The 19,845-nt window shown below is 66.4% G+C and carries 12 protein-coding genes; 2 read left to right on the top strand and 10 right to left on the bottom strand.

Features of this window, described 5'->3' with window-relative positions:
• Positions 1–4: 4 nt before the first annotated feature.
• From BMZ43_RS19730 to BMZ43_RS19690, 8 genes are all read right to left on the bottom strand, one after another.
• On the bottom strand, positions 5–928 hold the full coding sequence (locus BMZ43_RS19730; RefSeq protein ID WP_093255960.1) for an SdiA-regulated domain-containing protein: 924 nt from the start codon (positions 926–928) through the stop codon (positions 5–7).
• Positions 929–995: 67 nt separating this feature from the next.
• Positions 996–4,991 carry a Pls/PosA family non-ribosomal peptide synthetase gene (locus BMZ43_RS19725; protein ID WP_093255958.1) on the bottom strand — a complete coding sequence of 1,332 codons (3,996 nt, stop codon included), beginning with the start codon at positions 4,989–4,991 and terminating at the stop codon, positions 996–998.
• Between the two features lie 235 nt (positions 4,992–5,226).
• Positions 5,227–7,488, bottom strand: a complete 2,262-nt coding sequence (katG, locus tag BMZ43_RS19720; RefSeq protein WP_064309441.1) for a catalase/peroxidase HPI — start codon at positions 7,486–7,488, stop codon at positions 5,227–5,229.
• Positions 7,489–7,980: 492 nt separating this feature from the next.
• Complete coding sequence (gene fdhE, locus BMZ43_RS19715; RefSeq protein ID WP_093255956.1) at positions 7,981–8,898, bottom strand: formate dehydrogenase accessory protein FdhE; 918 nt, start codon at positions 8,896–8,898, stop codon at positions 7,981–7,983.
• A 188-nt stretch (positions 8,899–9,086) separates the two neighbouring features.
• Positions 9,087–9,710 carry a formate dehydrogenase subunit gamma gene (locus BMZ43_RS19710; RefSeq protein ID WP_059315878.1) on the bottom strand — a complete coding sequence of 208 codons (624 nt, stop codon included), beginning with the start codon at positions 9,708–9,710 and terminating at the stop codon, positions 9,087–9,089.
• Between the two features lie 45 nt (positions 9,711–9,755).
• A complete protein-coding gene (gene fdxH, locus BMZ43_RS19705; protein ID WP_064309443.1) occupies positions 9,756–10,715 on the bottom strand; it encodes a formate dehydrogenase subunit beta in 960 nt (319 codons plus the stop codon).
• Entirely contained in the window at positions 10,715–13,795 is a 3,081-nt protein-coding gene (gene fdnG / locus BMZ43_RS19700; RefSeq protein WP_143075285.1) for a formate dehydrogenase-N subunit alpha, read from the bottom strand. Before fdnG ends, fdxH begins: the two co-directional genes overlap by 1 nt.
• A gap of 127 nt (positions 13,796–13,922) precedes the next feature.
• On the bottom strand, positions 13,923–15,986 hold the full coding sequence (locus BMZ43_RS19690; protein WP_093255951.1) for an acyltransferase family protein: 2,064 nt from the start codon (positions 15,984–15,986) through the stop codon (positions 13,923–13,925).
• Positions 15,987–16,411: 425 nt separating this feature from the next.
• Here BMZ43_RS19690 and BMZ43_RS19685 point away from each other — a divergent pair, with 425 nt between their 5' ends.
• Together BMZ43_RS19685 and BMZ43_RS19680 are read left to right on the top strand one after the other, a co-directional pair.
• Complete coding sequence (locus tag BMZ43_RS19685; RefSeq protein WP_093255949.1) at positions 16,412–17,872, top strand: SulP family inorganic anion transporter; 1,461 nt, start codon at positions 16,412–16,414, stop codon at positions 17,870–17,872.
• Positions 17,873–17,932: 60 nt separating this feature from the next.
• Positions 17,933–18,778, top strand: coding sequence for a universal stress protein (locus BMZ43_RS19680; RefSeq protein ID WP_093255947.1), 846 nt, complete (start codon positions 17,933–17,935; stop codon positions 18,776–18,778).
• Positions 18,779–18,795: 17 nt separating this feature from the next.
• Here BMZ43_RS19680 and arfB read toward each other — a convergent pair whose 3' ends face one another.
• Complete coding sequence (arfB, locus tag BMZ43_RS19675) at positions 18,796–19,206, bottom strand: alternative ribosome rescue aminoacyl-tRNA hydrolase ArfB (RefSeq protein ID WP_037063345.1); 411 nt, start codon at positions 19,204–19,206, stop codon at positions 18,796–18,798.
• 2 nt (positions 19,207–19,208) lie between these two features.
• On the bottom strand, positions 19,209–19,844 hold the full coding sequence (locus BMZ43_RS19670; protein ID WP_064309447.1) for a DsbA family protein: 636 nt from the start codon (positions 19,842–19,844) through the stop codon (positions 19,209–19,211).
• Position 19,845 lies beyond the last annotated feature (1 nt).

Here is a 19,845-nt window from a genome sequence, read left to right as displayed (position 1 = left end):
TGTTTCAGCGCTTCTGGTAGCGATAGAACAGGTTAGGCTCGCTGACCACATAGAGGTTGCCGGCGGTATCCAGGGTGACACCCTCGGGCTGGCGGATCCGCCGTGACAGGCCGCCGAAGGGCGCCACCAGGGAACGGGTATCCAGGGTATGGCCCTGGTCATCGAGTTCGATCAGCACCCGCGACTCGTCGCTGAGTAGCAGCAGGTGGCCGGTGCGGCGATCGACATGGACCGCGGACAGGTCGCCGGTGCTGGGCGCCTGGTCCAGCCAGGCCTGGCGATCGATGATGCGCAGGGCGAAGTCGCCGTCGAAGCTCCTGAGCAGGCCACGGATTTCATAGAGCTTGCGCGGCGAGTGCTCCTTGACCACGAACAGCCGATCGCGGGCGGCGTCGTAGTCCAGGCCTTCGAAGCCCTGGTTGGCGCGGGGGAAGAGATCCAGGGTCAGGCTGCGATAGTCCTTGCGCCGGAGCACATCGTCGCCCTCGGGGATGCCTACCAGGGTCAGGGCGTTGGCGCCCTCTTCCGCCAGCAGCAGGCGGTCGTTGCCCAGATAGGTCACGCCTTCGACATCATCGAAGCCTTCCAGGCGATGACGTTGCAGCAGCTCGCCGTTCCGGCTCAGGGCCAGCAACTCCGGCGGATTGTTGACCACCGCCCAGAGGCGATCCCGCTCCGGGTCATAGCTGAGGTCGGACAGATTCTCGGTGACGCCGGCCACCGGCTTGGCTTCCACCGCCACCCGGTAGCGACCGAGTTCCAGGGAGGTTCGGGGTTCGCTCTGCCACTGTTGGCCAAGCCAGAACAGCAACTGGCTGTCCAGGTGGCTGCTGCGCAGGCCCTGGGTCACCCCCAGTGCCAGCAGCAGGGCCAGGCCCAGCAGCCAGCCGGTCCGTCCGATCCTGATCCGTCGTACCCACGCCGTCATCGCCTTGCCCCGTCATCGTTGTACGGGGCGGAGTATCCAGGGCTGTCTTTATGGTTGTGTGACAGTCCTAGCGCCGGGGCTGAACGGGGTTACCCTCCCAGCGCGAGCGACCCGGCAGGGTTTCGCCCTTCATCACCAGCGACAGCGGGCCCAGTTCCACGTCGTCGCCGACGCGGGCGCCATAGAGCACCACGCTGCGCGGCCCCAGGTTGACCCCGGCCCCCAGCTCGACTTCGCCGACCTTCATCACCCGGTCTTCGAACAGGTGGGTCTGGGGACCGGCCAGGGCGTTGAGTTCGCCGTGGTCACCGAGGCGCACGCAGTCGAATTCGGTGAGGTCGGTGGTATCCAGGTAGGTGCCGCGCCCCAGGCGGGCGCCGAGCAGGCGCAGCGCCAGCGGCAGCCAGGGCGTGCCGCGCAGGGTGCCGAGCAGATTGGGTACCGCCAGGGTTTCGTAGAGGCTGGTGATGGCTTCGCTGCGCCAAACGAAAAAGGTCCACATGGGCGCCGAACGTGGGCGATAACGACCGACCACCAGCCACTTGAGCCCCAGTACCACCAGGAAGCTGGCCAGCGCGAAGGCGCTGCCGGCCAGCAGGGTCTCGCCGAGCAGTAGCAGCCAGGCACCGGCCTGCCACAGCGGTACCAGGGCTTCGGCGATGGCGCAGCCGGCCGCGACGGTGAAGCCGGTGGGCAGCACGATGCGCAGAGCCTCGATTAGACCACGCGCCACCCGGCGCCAGGGTGCCGGGCGGAAGGTCAGGCTTTCCGGGTAGCCGGTCAGGGTCTCCCGCGCCGGCAGCCGGACCGCCGGCGAGCCGAGCCAGGTTTCGCCCTGGCGCAAGGGCACGCCTTCGTCGAGCCGACCGAGGACACCGATCAGGGCGTCCTCAGGGAGGTGGCAGCCGTCGGCGACATAGGCGCCGTTGCCGACGAAACTGCGGCGGGCGATGGAGGTGCGTCTGAGGGTCATCCAGCCCTGGGCCACCTGTTCGTCACCGAGCATCACGGCATCGGCGATAAAGGTCTCGGCGCCCAGTTCCAGCAGCGAGGAGACCGGGCCCTGGGCGGTGGAAATCTCGGCATCACGGCCGACCCGGGCACCCAGCAGGCGATACCAGAGCGCCGAATAAACGGTGGCATAGAGGCCCTGCAGGCTTTGCAGTGCCGACTCCTGGATCAGGTTGGCCAGCCATTTGCGCCAGTAGAAGAGGCTGTCGACCGACCACTGACCTTCGTCCAGCCGCGGCAGGATCAGCCGGCGCGCCAGGGCGCAGCCGAGCAGGGTCAGGGCGACGCTGACCACGCCCAGCGGCAGGGCCAGTACGCCGTATTGCAGGGCATCGAGCAGCAGCGAAGAGGTGTGCCACCAGGGCAGTCCACCAAAGCTTTCCAGTTCGTCGATCAGCAGCGCCAGGGGAAACAGCGGCATGAAGAACAGCACCGAGACCACCAGACCGCTGAGGGCATAGAGCCCTTTCAGTACGGCACGCTGGGCACGGGACACCGGGGTCGGCGGCAGGACGCGGGCACCGGCGGCGCCCTGGTCATGGGCCGGCGCGCCGCCCCAGTGGCGTCCGGCCGGGACGCGCTGCCCGCTGCGCAGGGCGGATTGGGCCTGTAGGCGTGCGCCGTCTCCGAGGGCGGTGTCGCCTTCGAGGATGGCATAGGAGCCGACCTGGGCTTCGCGACCCAGGGTTACGGCGCCGAGCAGCAGTTCGCCGCGCAGCACCCGGGCGTTTTCGAAGTTGACGCCGTTGCCCAGGCTGGCGCCCTGCCCCAGGGTCAGCAACTCGGGGACGCGCAGGGTCAGGGTGCCGACGAAGGCCTCGGCACCGACCTGGGCACCCAGCAGCCGTAGCCAGCCACGGGCCAACGGCGAGCCACTGAGCAGGTAGGTCGGCGCCAGGGCGAGAAAGCGCTCACCCAGCCACCAGCGGTAGTAGGTCAGGCCCCACAGCGGATAACGACCGGGCTGCAGGCGCCCGGTCAGGCGCTTGCCCAGCAGCGCCACGGCGAATTCCAGGGCGATGGCCAGGACGAACAGACCGAGTGCGGTGAGCATGGCCAGGGGCAGCGCGGTGCCGGAATGGATCAGCAGCGGGAAGGCCAGAAAGGGTGCCAACCAGCGTCCCAGGCGCAGGGTCAGCAGCGGCGGCAGGGCCACTGCCTGGGCCAGGCCACAGCGCCAGCGCCGCCAGCGGCTGGGCGGTGCCCAGGCCTCGGTGGCCGTCGCCGCGCCTGCCTCGGCGGCGTCGGCTTCCAGAGCCTCGGCGATGGCGCCCAGGGTGCGGCCGGCATAGACCGCCTTGACCGTGGCGGTGGCATAGCGCGGATTGTCACGCAGGCGCGAGACCAGGCGGGCAGCGAACAGCGAGTGCCCGCCCAGGTCGTCGAAGAAATCCATCTCGGCGTGCAGCGGCTGACCGGGGAAGAGTTCGGCGGTGGCCTCCAGCATCGCACCCAGGGCGCCACTGGCCGGGGCGACCGGCGCCACGGCAGCGATGGCCAGGGGGCGGGCCCGCAGTTGCTTGCGGTCGATCTTGCCGGAATTCAGTCGCGGCATCTCGCCGAGCCACTCGAAGCGACTGGGTACCATGTACAGCGGCAGGCAGCCGGCCAGCTCGGTCCGCAACAGGTCGCTGCGCGGCAGCGGACCGCCATCACCGACCAGGAAGGCCACCAGTTGCTCCACCCCGCCCTCTTCGCGCAGCACCACGGCCACGGTCCCGACGCCGGGTTGCCGCGCCAGAGTAGCCTCGATCTCACCCAACTCGACGCGATAGCCGCGGATCTTCACCTGATCGTCGACGCGGCCCAGGCAGTGCACCTGGCCGTGTTCGTCGACCCGCGCCAGGTCACCGGTGCGATAGAGCTTGAGGTCGTGGCTGCCAGTGCTCCAGGGATTGGGCAGGAATTTCTCGGCGGTCAGTTCCGGCCGCCCCAGGTAGCCATCCGCCACGCCCGGACCGGTGATGCAGAGTTCGCCCACCTGATCGCGTGGCAGCAGCGCCAGCGGCAGGCTGGCATCGGCGTGCACCACCAGCAGGCTGTAGTTGGGCAGCGGCCGGCCGATGGTCACCGGCTCGCCCGGTTGCAGTTGCGCCAGACTCGCCGAGACAGTGGCCTCGCTCGGGCCATAGGTGTTGAACAGCCGCCGCTGCGGCCGACTCCAGCGCGCCACCAGGGGTTCGGGGCACATTTCGCCGCCGAGGTTGATCAGGCGCAGGCTGGGGACGTCTTCCGGCAACAGCGCCAACAGGGTCGGCACCACGTGCAGCACGCTGATGCGATGGGCGGTCAGGGCGCGGGCCAGGGCCTCGGGGTCGGCGGTGATCTCCCGCGGCGCCAGCCAGAGGGTGGCGCCCACCAGGTAGCTGATCCAGATCTCTTCGAAGGACATGTCGAAGGCCACCGAGAAACCCTGGTAGACCCGGTCGCCGGCCTCGATGCCGAGCAGCGAATTCTCGCTGCGCAGGAAGTGGCAGATGCTGTCCTGGCGGATGCCGATGCCTTTGGGTTTGCCGGTGGAGCCGGAGGTGTAGATCAGGTAGGCCAGGTGGTCCGGGGAGACCTGGCCACGCCGGCGCAGGGTCTCGCCCTGGGCCAGGGCGACGCTCAGCTCGTCGGGGGTCCAGCAGCCAAGCCCGGGACGCGCCAGCAGATCGGCGAAGGGTGCCCCGGTGATCACGCCCACCGCCTGGGCATCTTCCAGGCACAGGGCCACGCGATCGGCCGGGGTTTCGGCATCGCAGGGCAACCAGGCGGCGCCGGTCTTGGCGATGGCCAGCTGCATCACCAGCAGCTCGATACCGCGCGGCAGCCAGAGGCCGACCACGCGGCCAGGCCCGGCACCGGCGGCCAGCAGCCGCGAGGCGGCGCGATCGGCCCAGGCGTTCAGTTCGCCATAGCTCAGGCTGCGCTCGCCTTCGAGCAGGGCGGGCCGCTCGGGCGCCCGCGCCGCGGTGGCCTCGAACAGATCGGCGAGGACTTCATCGCGGCACAGATCGGGGCGGATGGGGCCTTCGACCAGACTGAGGGAGAGTTCGGCAAGCGCTTCCATGGGGGACAGCCTCTGGGTGTTTAGCGCAGTGTGTATCTCCCGAGTTACGCGCGCTCCTTAAGGCGCGCTTAGGGTTTGCTTAAGGCTGGCCTGACTTGGCGACCCCGAAGCCTGAGCACCTCTAAGATGAGCCTTTCAACTGGCCTTCCATTGATCGGCGATGAATGGAGGTTCGGTTGCACGGCCCCCAAAAAAACGCCTCCCGGAGGAGGCGTTTTCAGTTACCGCTTGGCGATCAACGCAGATCGAAACGGTCCAGCTCCATCACCTTGGTCCAGACCTTGACGAAGTCCTTGACGAACTTCTCCTGGGCGTCGGCACTGCCGTAGACCTCGCTCAGGGCGCGCAGCTGGGCATGGGAACCGAACACCAGATCGACCCGGGTGCCGGTCCACTTCAACGCGCCGCTCTGGCGATCACGACCTTCGAAGGTGGCCTTGTCCGGACCGGTAGCCTTCCATTCGGTGGCCATGTCCAACAGGTTGACGAAGAAGTCGTTGGTCAGGGTCTGCGGCCGCTGGGTGAAGACGCCATGCTTGGCCCCGTTCACGTTGATGTCCAACACGCGCAAGCCGCCCAGCAGCACCGTCAACTCGGGCGCGGTCAGGTTCAGCAGGTGCGCCTTGTCCACCAGCAGGAATTCCGGCTTGACCTTGAACTCCCCGCCCACATAGTTGCGGAAGCCATCGGCCCAGGGCTCCAGATGCCCGAAGGAATGAACGTCGGTCTGCTCCTGGGAGGCATCCACGCGACCCGGGTTGAAGGGCACGCTGATCGAATGACCCGCCGCCTGGGCGGCCTTTTCCACCCCGACGCTACCGGCCAGCACGATCAGGTCGGCGATGGAGACCTGCTTGCCCTGACCCTGGACGTCACGCTGGATGCCTTCCAGCACGCCCAGCACCTTGGCCAGTTGCGCCGGCTGGTTGACCTCCCAGTCCTTTTGCGGCGCCAGGCGCAGACGGCCACCGTTGGCCCCGCCGCGCTTGTCGGAACCGCGGAAAGTGGAGGCAGCCGCCCAGGCGGTGCCGACCAGTTCGGACACGCTCAGACCGGACGCGGCCAGTTTGTCCTTGAGCGCCTTGACCTCGGCCTCGCCCAGGGGCGCGCCTGCGGCCTTGGGCAGCGGGTCCTGCCACAGCAGCTCTTCGTTCGGGGTTTCCGGGCCCAGGTAGCGGGCCAGGGGACCCATGTCCCTGTGGGTCAGCTTGAACCAGGCACGGGCAAAGGCGTCGGCCAGTTGGTCCGGGTTTTCCAGGAAGCGGCGGGAGATCTTTTCGTAGGCCGGATCGAAGCGCAGCGCCAGGTCCGAGGTGAGCATGGTCGGCTGGTGACGTTTGTTGGGATCATGGGCATCGGGCACGGCATTGGCACCGGCGCCGTCTTTCGGTCGCCACTGGTGGGCGCCGGCGGGACTCTTGAACAGCTCCCACTCGAACTTGAACATGTTCTCGAAGTATTCGTTGCTCCAGCGGGTGGGCGTGGAGGTCCAGGTCACTTCGAGGCCGCTGGTGATGGTGTCGGCGCCCTTGCCGGTGCCATAGCTGTTCTTCCAGCCAAGGCCCTGCTGTTCGAGGTCGGCCGCTTCCGGCTCGGCACCGACGCTGGTGGCGGGACCTGCGCCGTGGGTCTTGCCGAAGGCGTGGCCACCGGCGATGAGGGCGACGGTCTCCTCGTCGTTCATGGCCATGCGGCCAAAGGTCTCGCGGATGTCGTGGGCCGAAGCCACCGGATCGGGGTTGCCCTCCGGGCCTTCCGGGTTCACGTAGATCAGGCCCATCTGCACCGCGCCCAGGGGATTTTCCAGGGTGCGCTGCGGATTATCGTTGCGACTGTGCTCCACCGGATGCTGCTCGGGCTGGGCGGTCAGCACACCGTCACCGGGCTGTTCCATCTTCTTGTGGGCGCCATAGCGGACGTCACCACCCAGCCAGACGGTTTCCGAACCCCAGAACACCGCATCGTCCGGTTCCCAGACGTCCTGGCGACCGCCGGAGAAGCCGAAGGTCTTGAAGCCCATGGATTCCAGGGCGACGTTGCCGGTGAGGACGATGAGGTCGGCCCAGGAGATCTTGCGCCCGTACTTCTGCTTGACCGGCCAGATCAGCCGGCGTGCCTTGTCCAGGCTGACGTTGTCCGGCCAGCTGTTCAGGGGCGCGAAGCGCTGCTGGCCCTGACCGGCGCCGCCGCGGCCGTCACCGACCCGATAGGTACCGGCGCTGTGCCAGGCCATGCGCACGAACAGCGGACCGTAGTGCCCGAAGTCGGCCGGCCACCAGTCCTGGGAATCGGTCATCACGGCGCGCAGGTCAGCCTTCACCGCCTCCAGATCGAGGCTCTTGAATTCGGCGGCGTAGTCGAAGTCCTCGCCCATGGGGTCGGACAGCGAGGAATGCTGGTGCAGGAAGTTGAGATTGAGCTGATTCGGCCACCAATCCTTGTTGGTGGTACCGCCGCCGGCGGCGTGATTGAACGGGCACTTGGATTCGGTCGACATCTTCTTGGCACCTCAGGGTCTTGTTCATCCGGTTGTCAGCCGTGACGGCAGCACGGCCTTCAGAAGGCAGGGTTCCGGTCGTGTCGGCCCTAGGGGCTCGACAGACACAGCTGCCGGCGTCGAGCCGGCGCAGGGGGAAGCCCCACCCTGGGCAAAACGGACGTTGCTCCATTGTTATCCCCTCATCAGATGGGCACACCGACGAAGCGGCGTAAGATCCATACTAGATGGCTTCGCCGCCTGGCGTGATAGAAGGTTTTGTGTCCCTCGATAGACTGGCTCTGCAAGATGACCCCGGAGTGACAGGGTGCTGCCAGCCGACTCTTGTCGCGATAAGCAACGTTGGCGACCGCTTCGCCGAGGTTCGCGCGGCTTGGCTTCAGAAAGTGAAATCGAAGGCGCGTTTGGGCACTGGCCAGGCGAGGCAGCCCGCCATATGCGGAAACAGAAGGAACGGCGACCACCCTGCCCCGGGCGGTCGCCCAGCCCGGTCTAGCCCGGGGCGAACAGCAGGTTGGGCGCGTGGCGTTCGTAGCCCTCTTCCGCCAGGCGCACGTCCAGCGCCAGGCTGGCGAGATCGGCGGACAGGGGTTCGCTGCGGGTGTCATGGTCGCGATAGAGGTGCTTGAGGTAGGTCTTGCAGTGGGCGCAGGTCTCAGCGCGTAGCGGCGCCTTCTGGGCGTTGGCGTCGTCGGTGCTCAGGGAGTAGTAGCCCAGGCCCTTGCCCGTCTCGCAGTGGCTGCACTTGACCCGCACGAAGTGCCACTCGCAGGCGCACAGCGAGCAGGTGAGATACCTCAGGCCATTGGCCTTGCCCAGGTGATGGATGATGCCGGCCATGGGCGGTGCGCCGCAGCAGGGGCAGAGTGTCTGGCTGCCCTGTTCGCGCAGGGCGCTGAAGTCACTGCGCTGCAGCCAGTGGGTCCAGGCTACCTGCAGGGCGCCGCCCAAAAAGGGCACCACGCCGGCGGGCACCAGCTCATAGCTGCCGGCCAGCAGGGCGATGGCCCAGGCCTTGCGCTGGCCGGCATCGGCCTGGCGCAGTTCGTCCAGGGCGGCCTGCACTGGCGCCTGCGCGAGCTTGAGGTTCTCCAGTAGGGCATCCAGTGCCGGCAACCAGTCGCCTTCGCGGACCAGGGTGTCGTAGCCCAGCGGCGGTAGGCCGTGCTGCAGACTCTGGGCGCTGCGGGCCTCGTCCAGTGGCAGGGGCGCGAGCTGGTCGAAGACCCCTTGCTGGGCTTCGCACAGGTCGGCCATCAGCAGCAGGTAGTCACTCAGCGCATTGTCGGTGGCCAGCAGGCGCAGGCGGTCGGCGCGATAGCCGAACAGCTCGCCACCGGGCAGCAGGATGAAATCGGGATTGACGGCCGCGGCTTCGATTTCGCCGGGCTCGAGGATCTGGCCCGCCATGGCAGGGCTCCTTAGGAAAACGGTGGAAGATAGAGGATTCAGGATAGCGGGCGGATTTGGATGTCGGACTCCGCTGCCCTCACCCCAACCCTCTCCCGGAGGGAGAGGGAGTCAGATCGGTGCGCAGGAGAAATCCCGCGCACCCGATCCGTAGGTTGGGTTGAGCGCAGCGAAGCCCAACAACAGCCTTACTTCTTCTCGCGGGTGACCTTCTCGTACCACAGCGAATGGTGCTTCTTGGCCCAGGCGCGACTGACCCAACCGGTCATCATCGCGGTCACCGAGCCCTTGATCCAGATCCCCGCATAGATGTGCACGATAATCGACAGCACCAGCACAAAGGCGGCGACGGCGTGGGCCAGGGCGCCCAGGCGGATCACCGGGATAGGGAACAGGTGGGCGAAGTACTGCCGCCAGATGACCACGCCGCTGACCAGCAGGATCAGCATGCAGGCTAAGAGCACCCAGAACAGGATCTTCTGCCCAGGGTTGTACTTGTCGATCGGCGGCAGCTTCTCCTCGCGGTTGTTCAGTACATCGTTGATCTGCTTGAGCCACTGGGCGTCTTCACGGCCGATCTTGTTGTGCCGCCAGAAGCGGATCACCAGAAAGGCGAAGAACAGGAACATCGCCACACCCATGAAGGGATGCAGGATGCGCGTCCAGGTGCCGCCGCCGAACAGGCTCGACAACGGAAACAGCGCCGGGTGGAATAGCGCCAGTCCCGACAGCCCGGCCATGAAGAACAGGATCGCCACGATCCAGTGGTTGGTCCGCTCGTTGGCGTTGTAACGCTGGATTTCAGGTTTCATCTCGATCTCCCAGGACGCCCCCGGCTAACCGGGGGCGTACCCCTGCTAGGGCTGCTTGTCGTGCGGATCGAAGATCTGCACGGACGGACTCAGCTGCTTGACCTCGCCCTTGGGCGCATCGCCCTCGTGACGGGGCGGCGCCTCGACCACTTCGTCGTCGTCATCGGTCCGGTTGGGACCGACGCGCACGTAGTGGAAGAAACCAGCCAGCACCGCCGCGCCCATGGCGAACAGTGCCAGGGGTTTGGTGAAGCCCTTCCACAGGCCCACGGTGGGGCTGATGGTCGGATCCTTGGGCAGGTGGTTGTACAGCTGCGGCTGGTCGGCATGGTGCAGCACGTACATGACGTGGGTGCCCCCTACCCCCACCGGGTCGTACAGACCGGCGTTCTCGTAGCCGCGGCTCTTGAGATCGACGATTCGCTCGGCGGCGTGCTCCTTCATGGCGTCCTTGGTGCCGAACACGATGGCGCCGGTCGGGCAGGTCTTGACGCAGGCGGGCTCCAGGCCGACCCCGACCCGGTCCGAACACAGGGAGCACTTGTAGGCCTTGTTGTCCTTCTTCGAGATCCGCGGGATGTCGAAGGGGCAACCGGCGATGCAGTAGCCGCACCCGATGCAGTGGTCCTGGTTGAAGTCGACGATACCGTTGGCGTACTTGACGATGGCCCCCGGACTCGGACAGGCCTTCAGGCAGCCCGGCTCGGCGCAGTGCATGCAGCCGTCCTTGCGGATCAGCCACTCCAGCTTGCCGGCCTCGTCCTCGTGCTCGGTGAAACGCATCAGCGTCCAGGAGTCCGCGGTGAGGTCCGCCGGGTTGTCGTAGGTGCCGTGGGTATGGCCCACCTCGTCGCGCAGCTCGTTCCATTCCGAACAGGCGACCTGGCAGGCCTTGCAGCCGATGCACTTGGACACATCGATCAGCTTGGCCACTTCCGCCTGATTGCGCACGGACGGATAAGCCGTAGTCGTCGCGGAGCGGGCGTAGATATCTTGGCTTGCCATCACGCTTTCTCCACGTTGACCAGGAACGACTTGAACTCGGGCGTCTGGGTGTTCCCGTCACCCACGAAGGGAGTCAGGGTATTGGCCAGGTAACCCATCCGCGCCACGCCGGAGAAGCCCCAGTGGATGGGGATGCCGACATGGTGCACCGTTTCGCCATTGACCTGCAGCGGACGGATCCGCTTGGTCACCACCGCCTTGCAGACGATGTGGCCGCGCTTGGAGCTGACGCGTACGAGATCACCCGCGGCGATGCCCTTCTGCTTGGCCAGCACCTCGCCGATCTCGACGAACTGCTCGGGCTGGATGATGGCGTTGAGGCGGCAGTGCTTGCTCCAGTAGTGGAAGTGCTCGGTCAGGCGGTAGGTGGTGGCCGCATAGGGGAAGTCCTTGCGATCGCCGAAGTCCGCCCAGTCGTCCTTGAGCACCCGCGCCGCCGGGCTGTTCAGCGCCTTACGGTTATTGGGGTGCAGCGGGTTGACGCCGATGGGCGTTTCGAACGGCTCGTAGTGCTCCGGGAAGGGCCCCTCGGCCATCTTGTCCAGCGAGAAGAAGCGCGCTACCCCTTCCGGGTTCATGATGAACGGACTCATCCCGTCGCCAGGCTTGCCGTCGATCTTGAAGTCCGGCACGTCGGTACCGCCCCACTTCTGCGCCTTGTCGTTCCACCAGACCAGCTTCTTGCTCGGGTCCCACGGCTTGCCGCTAAGATCCGAGGAGGCACGGTTGTAGAGGATGCGGCGGTTGTTCGGCCACGACCAGGCCCAGCCCAGGGTCTGCCCCATATGGAACGGATCGCTGTTGTCGCGCCGCGCCATCTGGTTGCCCTGCTCGGTCCAGGCGCCGCAATAGATCCAGCATCCCGAGGCGGTACTGCCGTCGTCCATCAACTGGCCGAAACCGGCAAGTTGCTGGCCGGCCTTGGCCGAAACGGCGCCCTTGGCATCGAGCACGTCGGTCACAGCGTAGCCGTTGAACTCCTTGGCCAACTCCTCCGCCGAAGGCTCTCCTGGTTTGGCATAGGGCCAGGAAAGGCCCAGGATCGGATCAGGAAAGGCACCACCGTCCTGGCGATAGGCCTCGCGCAATCTGAGGAACAGTTCGGACATGATGACGATGTCGCTTCGGCCCTCGGCAGGCGCTTCGGCACCCTTGAAGTGCCACTGCAGCCAGCGACTGGAGTTCACCAGGGAGCCGTCTTCCTCGGCGAAGCAGGTGGTGGGCAGGCGGAACACCTCGGTCTGGATTTCCGCGGTATTCACATCATTGTGATCGCCGTGGTTGCGCCAGAACTCGGAGGTCTCAGTGGCCAGCGGATCCATGATCACCAGCCACTTGAGCTTGGACAGCCCGCGCATCACCTTGGCCTTGTTGGGGAAGGCGGCGATGGGGTTGAAACCCTGGCAGAAATAGCCGTTGACCTGACCCTTGCCCATCATGTCGAAGTAGCGCAGCACATCGTAGCCAGCACCCGTGACGTCGACCTTGGGCAACCAGTGGTAGCACCAGTCGTTGTCCTTGGTGGCATTGTCGCCGTACCAGGCCTTCATCAGGCTGACGTGAAACTTGCCGTAGTTCTGCCAGTAGCTCATCTGTCCCGGGCGCAGCGGCTTGCTGGCGCGTCGGTCGATGAAGGCGTGGTAGTCCTGCTCGCCGTCGGCGCCGATGGTCAGGTAGCCCGGCAGCTGGATCGACAAGAGACCCAGGTCGGTAAGACCTTGGATGTTGGAGTGACCGCGCAGGGCGTTCATCCCGCCACCGGGCATACCGATGTTGCCAAGCAGCAGCTGCACCATGGCGCCGGCACGAATGATCTGGGCGCCAATGGAGTGCTGAGTCCAACCTAGGGCATAGAGGATGGTCATCGTGCGACCGGGCGCCGACGTCTCGGCAATCTCGGCCCAGACCTTCTCGATCGCCTCAACGGGCGTCCCACATACCTGACTGGCCACTTCCAGGGTGTAGCGGCTGTAGTGCTGCTTCATCAACTGGAAGACGCAACGCGGGTGCTCTAGCGTTGCATCGATCTTGACGAAGCCGTCGTCGCCGATCTCGTAGCCCCATTGAGTCTTGTCAGTATAGGTACGTTTTTCAGCGTCGTAGCCGGTATACAGGCCGTCTTCGAAGGAGAAGCCTTCCTTCACGATAAAGCCTACGTCGGTGTAGTTACGGACGTATTCGTGCTGGATCTTGTCGTGGGTGATCAGGTAATTGATCAACCCGCCCAGGAAGGCAATGTCGCTGCCGGTCCGGATGGGGGCGTAGTAGTCCGCAACCGAGGCAGAACGGGTATAGCGCGGATCGACCACGATCAGCCGGGCGTTGTTGTGCGCCTTGGCCTCGGTGACCCACTTGAAACCACACGGGTGCGCTTCAGCGGCATTGCCGCCCATGATCAAGACGAGGTTAGCGTTCTTGATGTCGCTCCAGTGATTTGTCATGGCGCCACGGCCAAACGTCGGGGCAAGACCTGCCACCGTCGGGCCGTGTCAGACGCGCGCTTGGTTATCGAAGGCCAACAGGCCCAGATTCCGCGCGATCTTGTGCGTCAAATAACCGGTTTCATTGGAGGACGCCGAGGCGGCCAGGAAGCCCGTGGTCAGCCAGCGATTGACCGTCTGGCCCTTGTCGTTGGTGGCGATGAAGTTGGCATCGCGGTCTTCCTTCATCAGGGTGGCGATGCGGTCAAGCGCCTCGTCCCAGCTGATGCGGGTCCACTCGTTGCTGCCAGGCTTGCGCATTTCGGGATACTTGAGGCGATTGGGGCTGTGGATGAAATCCAGCAGCCCGGCGCCTTTCGGGCAGAGGGTGCCACGGTTGACCGGGTGGTCGGCGTCGCCCTCGATGTGAATGATGTTCTGGGCCACGTTCTTGGCCCGGTCACCCATGCTGTACATGATCAGGCCGCAGCCGACCGAGCAGTAGGGACAGGTGTTGCGGGTTTCCACGGTGTGCGCCAATTTGAAATGGCGCACCTGGTCGGCAAAGGCGGCTGTGGGAGCCATGCCTAACGCCGCCAGGCTGGATCCCGCAAGGCCGACTCCAGCGACCTTGAAGAATTGCCGACGGTTCATATCCACGTTTTCTTGTCCTCGTTCAGGCTGGGCCTGGTGCATAGCCAGGCCCTGAGGCAAGAGTAACCCAATCGTTTGGCTTATCGAGCGCTTCGCCCTTGTCGCCGATCAATGGAAGTCGGCCTTCCCTCCTCTAGTCCGATGCGACCTGACGAATGGCCTGAGCATCCAGCTCGGTCGTCGCCCCTTCCACCTGCAGCGGATTGTCACCCCGCGCCACCAGTCGTTCGCCGATCAGCCGTGAACCCCTGACGTTGAGGTGGTTGCCATCCTGGTACAGCGGCGTGCCGTCGAGTGCCGAATGGCAACGCTGGGCATCGCAGGTGACGGCCTTGGGATCCAGGGTCAGCAGCTGCGGGTAGCGCTGCTTGAGGTCGTCGAGGATCAAGGTGAAGGGTTCCTGGCGCCGCGCCACGTCGCCCAATTCGACGGAACAGTCGTTGGCGGTGTGGAACAGCCGGTTCTTGACCTGACAGGTGTCGCGCCCGGCACCGATCTCGGGGATGCCGGCCAGGATCACCGGGGTGGCGCCGCTCTGGACGATGATGCGCAGGGCGTTGTCCAGGCCCTCCCGCAACAGCTCGGCGGGCGTCGCGCCGCCCCCCGGGCGCTGCAGCACGTTGTAGGCCGAAAGGCCCGCTTCGCTCATGCCTTCCAGGTACATCGGCCAGCGTCCGCCCAGCACCACATAGCGATAGCCGCCGGTACGGATGGCCTGGGTCACCACCGGTGCGGTGAGCTGGATCGACGGATCCAGGCGATTGCCCGGGCGGGTGATGTGGACGTCGTCGAGACCGGGCAGGTAGAGGGTGCCACTGCGGGTCATGTCATAGCCGCGCAGGCCGGCGTCCTTGAGCAGGACATCGAGCATGCCGGTGCTGGCGGCGGCGTGGCTATCGCCTACCAGCAGCACCTCCGCCCGTGGCCGGTCGACGGCGCCCAGGCGGCAGCGGTCCGGCGACCACTGGGTCGCCATGGTGCCGAACTCCTCGATGAAGCAGCTGCCCCGTGCCTTGGCGAAGGTGCTGTCCAGTGCCTCGACCATGGCGGCGGTGTTGGCGTCGTAACGCTGCGGAAAACCCTGGAACTTGAGCGTCAGCCCGACCGCCAGCGCACCCACCAGCAGCGGCGCGGCATAGAGGCCAGCGAAGATCAGTCGTGGCGAATGGCGCGGCCGACCGCGGAAGGGTTGCTCGACGAAGCGCCACGACAGCGCGCCTAGCGCCACCGAGGCCGCCACCAGGGCCAGTTGCAGCCCCAGCTCCTTGGGCACCTCCATGTAGTTCGTGAAGGCCATCAGCGGCCAGTGCCAGAGATACAGCGAATAGGAGATCAGGCCAATGAACACCAGGGGCCGTTGGGCCAGCAGCCAGCGCGCGGGGCCACGACCGTTTTCTCCGGTCCAGATCAGCAGGGCAGCGCCCAGGCAGGGCCAGAGAGCATTCACCCCAGGGAAGCGACTGTAGTGATCGAGGGTGAAGGCCGGTACCAGGATCAACGCCAAGGCCACCAGCCCAAGCACCCTGGCCTGCCCGGCGCTGGCGCGCGGCAGGCGCTCCCAATACAGCGCCAGCAGGCTGCCCACCAGCAGTTCGAAGGCGCGGGCATGCAGCAGGTAGTAGGCGGCATTGGGTTGCGCCCGTGCGGCCCACTCCGACAGCGCCAGGCCCGCGAGCGCTAGCAACACCGCGACCTGGCCGCAACGGCGCACGCCCAGCAGGCGATAGCCCAGCAGGAGCAGCACCGGCCAGAACAGGTAGTACTGCTCCTCTACCGCCAGCGACCAGGTATGCAGCAGCGGCAGCTCATCCGCCGTGGGCGAGAAATAGCCATTGCTGGCGCGCCAGAAGAAGACGTTGGCGATGGACAGCAGCGCGGCCATCAAGCTCTTGCTGTAGCTGGCGAGATCCCGCGGCAGCAGGATGCAGGCAGCCGCCACACTGGTGACCACGGCCATGGCCACGAAGGCCGGTAGCAGCCGCCGCACGCGGCGCAGATAGAAGTCGGCGAAGCTGAAGTGCCCCAGCGCGAGGTCCGGTGCGGTCTTGCGGGTGATCAGATAGCCGGAGATGACAAAGAAGACATCGACGCCGATATAGCCGCCACCAAAGGCGCTGAAGCGGACGTGATTGAGAACGACCAGCAACACGGCGATGGCGCGCAGGCCATCGATGTCCCGACGATAGTTAAGCTCCATGGTACAGACTCCTGCTAGGCCTCGACGATCCAGCGAGGGCCTCAGCCAGGAATCATGCCGACCCCGGAGACGCCATCGCTGCAAGGACGCTGCGCATCCCTTTGCGCAACCCGCCTGCGACCGGTGGTCGCTCCAGAGGTTCAGCACTAGGCGCAACCGAAACACCCAAACGAGAAGTGGATCACTCTAGCGCGGGCATCTGCCACCGATCCCGGCGATTCGGCAGCGCCGGAAAGTCATGCTAAGCTCGCTAACTTTCCTCGCGACGCCTTCGGACCCTTCCACCATGTCCAAGCACCTGCCGACGCCGCCATAGCACCACCCCTCCTCCGGTAACCGCCCCTGCGGCGTGTGCCCGCATCGTCCTGCCCCGTCGTCTATCCGCGATCGTGCCCCGCCGTACCATCGCCCGTTCTGGATACGCCATGAAAAGTGTCTCTCCCCGTGCCGACATCCTGGCCGGTCTCACCACGTCCTTCGCCCTGGTGCCCGAGTGCATCGCCTTTGCCCTGGTCGCCCATCTCAATCCGCTGATGGGACTCTATGGCGCCTTCTTCATCTGTACCCTCACCGCCCTCTTCGGCGGTCGGCCCGGCATGATCTCCGGCGCGGCCGGCTCCATGGCGGTGGTGATCGTCGCCCTGGTGGTGCAGCACGGCGTGCAGTACCTGCTGGCCACGGTGGTGCTGGGCGGCCTGCTGATGATCGCCTTCGGCCTCCTGCGCCTGGGCAAGCTGATCCGCATGGTGCCGCACCCGGTCATGCTGGGCTTCGTCAACGGCCTGGCCATCGTCATCGCCCTGGCCCAGCTGGAACACTTCAAGCAGGGCGACACCTGGCTCAGCGGCGCCCCGCTGTATCTGATGATCGGCTTGACCCTGGTGACCATGGCCATCATCTGGCTCCTGCCCCGCCTGACGCGTGCCGTACCGCCAGCGCTGGCGGCCATCCTTGGCGTGGGGCTGGCGGTGTATTTCCTTGACCTGCCGACCCGCACCCTGGGCGACATGGCTCACATCGCCGGCGGATTGCCGCAGCTGGCCCTGCCCCACATCCCCTGGACGCTCGAAACGCTGCAGATCATCCTGCCCTATGCGGTGCTGATGGCCTTGGTCGGCCTGCTGGAGACCCTGCTGACGCTGAATCTCACCGACGAGATCACCGAGAGCCGCGGCCGGCCCAATCGCGAGTGCGTGGCCCTCGGCGCGGCCAATATGGCGTCCGGCCTGTTCGGCGGCATGGGCGGTTGCGCCATGATCGGCCAGACCATGATCAACCTGAGTTCGGGCGGCCGCGGCCGGCTATCGGGGATAGTCGCCGGGATCCTGATGCTGCTCTTCGTGCTGTTCCTGTCGCCGCTGATCGAGCGCATTCCGCTGGCGGCACTGGTCGGCACCATGTTCGTGGTCGCCCAGCAGACCTTCGCCTGGGCCTCGCTGCGGGTGCTGCACCGGGTGCCGCGTAGCGACATGCTGATGATCATTGCCGTCACCGTGATCACCGTCTTCGCCGACCTCGCCACCGCGGTGCTCTGCGGCATCGTCCTGGCGGCACTCAACTTCGCCTGGCAGCACGCCCGCCGCCTCTATGCCGACAGCCACTTGGAAGCCGACGGCAGCAAGAGATACCAGGTGCACGGCACCCTTTTCTTCGCCTCCACCGCCACCTTTCTCAACCAGTTCGATCCGGCCGGTGATCCGCCGAAGGTGGTGGTGGACTGCCGCCACCTGAGTTTCGTCGACTACTCCGCCGTGGCGGCACTGCGCACCCTGCACGAGCGCTATGCCAAGGCCGGCAAGCGGGTGCGGGTGCTGCACCTGTCCGCCCGCTGCAAGCAGCTGCTGCGGCGTGGCGGAGTGACGGATGACCTCGCCCTCGGCGATTGAACCCGAAACGGCGCCGCCGGGTCTCTCCCAGCAATGTCCTGTTCCCGGAGACCCGCGGCCATGTCCAAGATCCTCGCCTGCCTCGACGGCTCGGCCGTGAGCGCCGCCGTCTGTGACTTCGCCGCCTGGGCCGGCACCGCCCTGGACGCCCCGCTCACCCTGCTGCATGTGCTGGATCAACGACGCTTCCCTCGACCAGGCCAGGCCACCTCGCCGCTGCTGGTCAATCGGGAACAGCTGCTCACCGAGCTGGCCGCCCTGGATGCCCAGCGCGGCACGCTCGCCGAAGACCAGGGCCGGCTACTGCTCGATGCGGCCCAGCTACGGGTGGAAGAGCAGCAGGCGCGCTGCGCCGGCGCCGTGCTGCAACACGGAGATCTGATGAGCTCGCTGGAGAGTCTGCAGGAGGATTTCGACCTCATCGTGCTGGGGCGCCAGGGTGAGGACAGCCCGCCCAAGCGGCTGATCGGTCGCCACCTGGAAAGCGCCATCCGCCTCCTGCACCGCCCGCTGCTGGTGGCCGGCCACCTGTTCGTCAAACCCAGCGGCGTGCTGCTGGCCTATGACGACAGCAGTAGCGCGCGCAAGGCGGTGACCTGGGTGGCCAACTGCCGGCTGTTCGACGGCCTCGCCTGCCACCTGGTGACCGTCGGCCGCGACCGCGAAGAACGCCGCGCCGCCCTCACCCGCGCCGCCACCGAACTCAGGGCGCAGGGCCGCACGGTCACCACCGCCATCACCGACGGCGACGTGGAACTGGGCCTGGAGCGCTATCGCAAGCAACACGGCCTGGAGCTGGTGGTCATGGGCGCCTTCGGACACTCCCGCCTGCGCCACTTCTTCATGGGCAGCAACACCCGCAACATGCTGGAAGCGGCCGGCAGTGCGCTGATCGTGGTGCGCTAAAGGGGCCTCTGCTCAGCCTAGAAATCCACCCGCCCGCGACTGGCCTTGAGGCCGCTGCGGCGCGACTTGCCTTCCAGGCGGCGCTGCTTGGAACCGTAGGTGGGCTTGGTCGGGCGCCGCGGCTTTTCCTGGACGTTGGCCGCCGCGATCAACGTGGCCAGGCGTTCCAGGGCGTCGGCGCGATTCTGTTCCTGGGTGCGGTATTGCTGGGCCTTGATCACCACCACGCCGTCGCGGCTGATGCGCCCGTCGCGCAGCGCCAGCAGCCGCTCCTTGAGCGCTTCCGGCAGCGAAGACGCCTGGATGTCGAATCTCAGGTGGACGGCGCTGGAAACCTTGTTGACGTTCTGCCCACCCGCACCCTGGGCGCGAACCGCGGTGAGCTGTATTTCCTGCTCGGGCAGCGTCAGACGCTCGTCGATGACCAGACTCACGCCAGGTGCGCGCCGCGGCTGAGCCAGGCGTCCAGCAGCGGTTCCAGTTCCTCCAGCGGCTGGTAGCCGTTGGTGACCAGCGCCAGCTGACCATCACACTCGGCCAACAGCGTGGGGAAGCCGGCGATACCCAGATTCAACGCCCAGTCGAAGTCGGCCTGGGTGGCCTGGTGCGCCGGCTCGCCATCGAACAGCGGGGCGAATTCGATACGCGGCAGGCCACAGGCTTCGGCCAGCTCCACCAGCAGCGCCGGCTGGGTGACGTCGCGGGCTTCGACATAGAAGGCCCGCTGGATACGCTTGGCCAGTGGCCAGACGGCCTCTTCGTCGAGCTGGCGGGCGGCGACCAGGGCGCGGCAGGCCGGCTCGGTGTCGTACACCAGGCCTTCCGGCGGACCCTGGTCCAGGGCGAAAGGCTGGCCCGTGGTCTCCTGCACCGCCTGCCAGTAGGCCAGGGTGCGTACCCGGCTGGCGGTGTCCTGGGCTACCCGCTCGCGGCGCAGGCCGCCCACCACCAGGTGCAGGGGAATGCCCTGGGCCGCCGCTCGCTCGGCCAGGCGCTCGACCACTGGGGCGAAGCCCCAGCACCAGGAGCACATGGGGTCCATCACATAGAGCAGGCGACCGGGCATC

The organism is Pseudomonas sp. Snoq117.2 (assembly GCF_900110545.1).
GTDB lineage: Bacteria > Pseudomonadota > Gammaproteobacteria > Pseudomonadales > Pseudomonadaceae > Chryseomonas > Chryseomonas benzopyrenica.
Note: the sequence above shows the minus strand (reverse complement) of the source record. Positions and strands in the feature narration are given on the sequence as shown.

What these genes read in the sequence shown, in the direction of transcription:
- BMZ43_RS19710 (WP_059315878.1), bottom strand. Translation starts at nt 9,710, where the DNA reads ATGAAACCTGAAATCCAGCGTTACAACGCCAACGAGCGGACCAACCAC.
- BMZ43_RS19725 (WP_093255958.1), bottom strand. Translation starts at nt 4,991, where the DNA reads ATGGAAGCGCTTGCCGAACTCTCCCTCAGTCTGGTCGAAGGCCCCATC.
- BMZ43_RS19680 (WP_093255947.1), top strand. Translation starts at nt 17,933, where the DNA reads ATGTCCAAGATCCTCGCCTGCCTCGACGGCTCGGCCGTGAGCGCCGCC.
- fdhE (WP_093255956.1), bottom strand. Translation starts at nt 8,898, where the DNA reads ATGGCGGGCCAGATCCTCGAGCCCGGCGAAATCGAAGCCGCGGCCGTC.
- BMZ43_RS19670 (WP_064309447.1), bottom strand. Translation starts at nt 19,844, where the DNA reads ATGCCCGGTCGCCTGCTCTATGTGATGGACCCCATGTGCTCCTGGTGC.
- BMZ43_RS19685 (WP_093255949.1), top strand. Translation starts at nt 16,412, where the DNA reads ATGAAAAGTGTCTCTCCCCGTGCCGACATCCTGGCCGGTCTCACCACG.
- fdxH (WP_064309443.1), bottom strand. Translation starts at nt 10,715, where the DNA reads ATGGCAAGCCAAGATATCTACGCCCGCTCCGCGACGACTACGGCTTAT.
- BMZ43_RS19690 (WP_093255951.1), bottom strand. Translation starts at nt 15,986, where the DNA reads ATGGAGCTTAACTATCGTCGGGACATCGATGGCCTGCGCGCCATCGCC.
- katG (WP_064309441.1), bottom strand. Translation starts at nt 7,488, where the DNA reads ATGTCGACCGAATCCAAGTGCCCGTTCAATCACGCCGCCGGCGGCGGT.
- BMZ43_RS19730 (WP_093255960.1), bottom strand. Translation starts at nt 928, where the DNA reads ATGACGGCGTGGGTACGACGGATCAGGATCGGACGGACCGGCTGGCTG.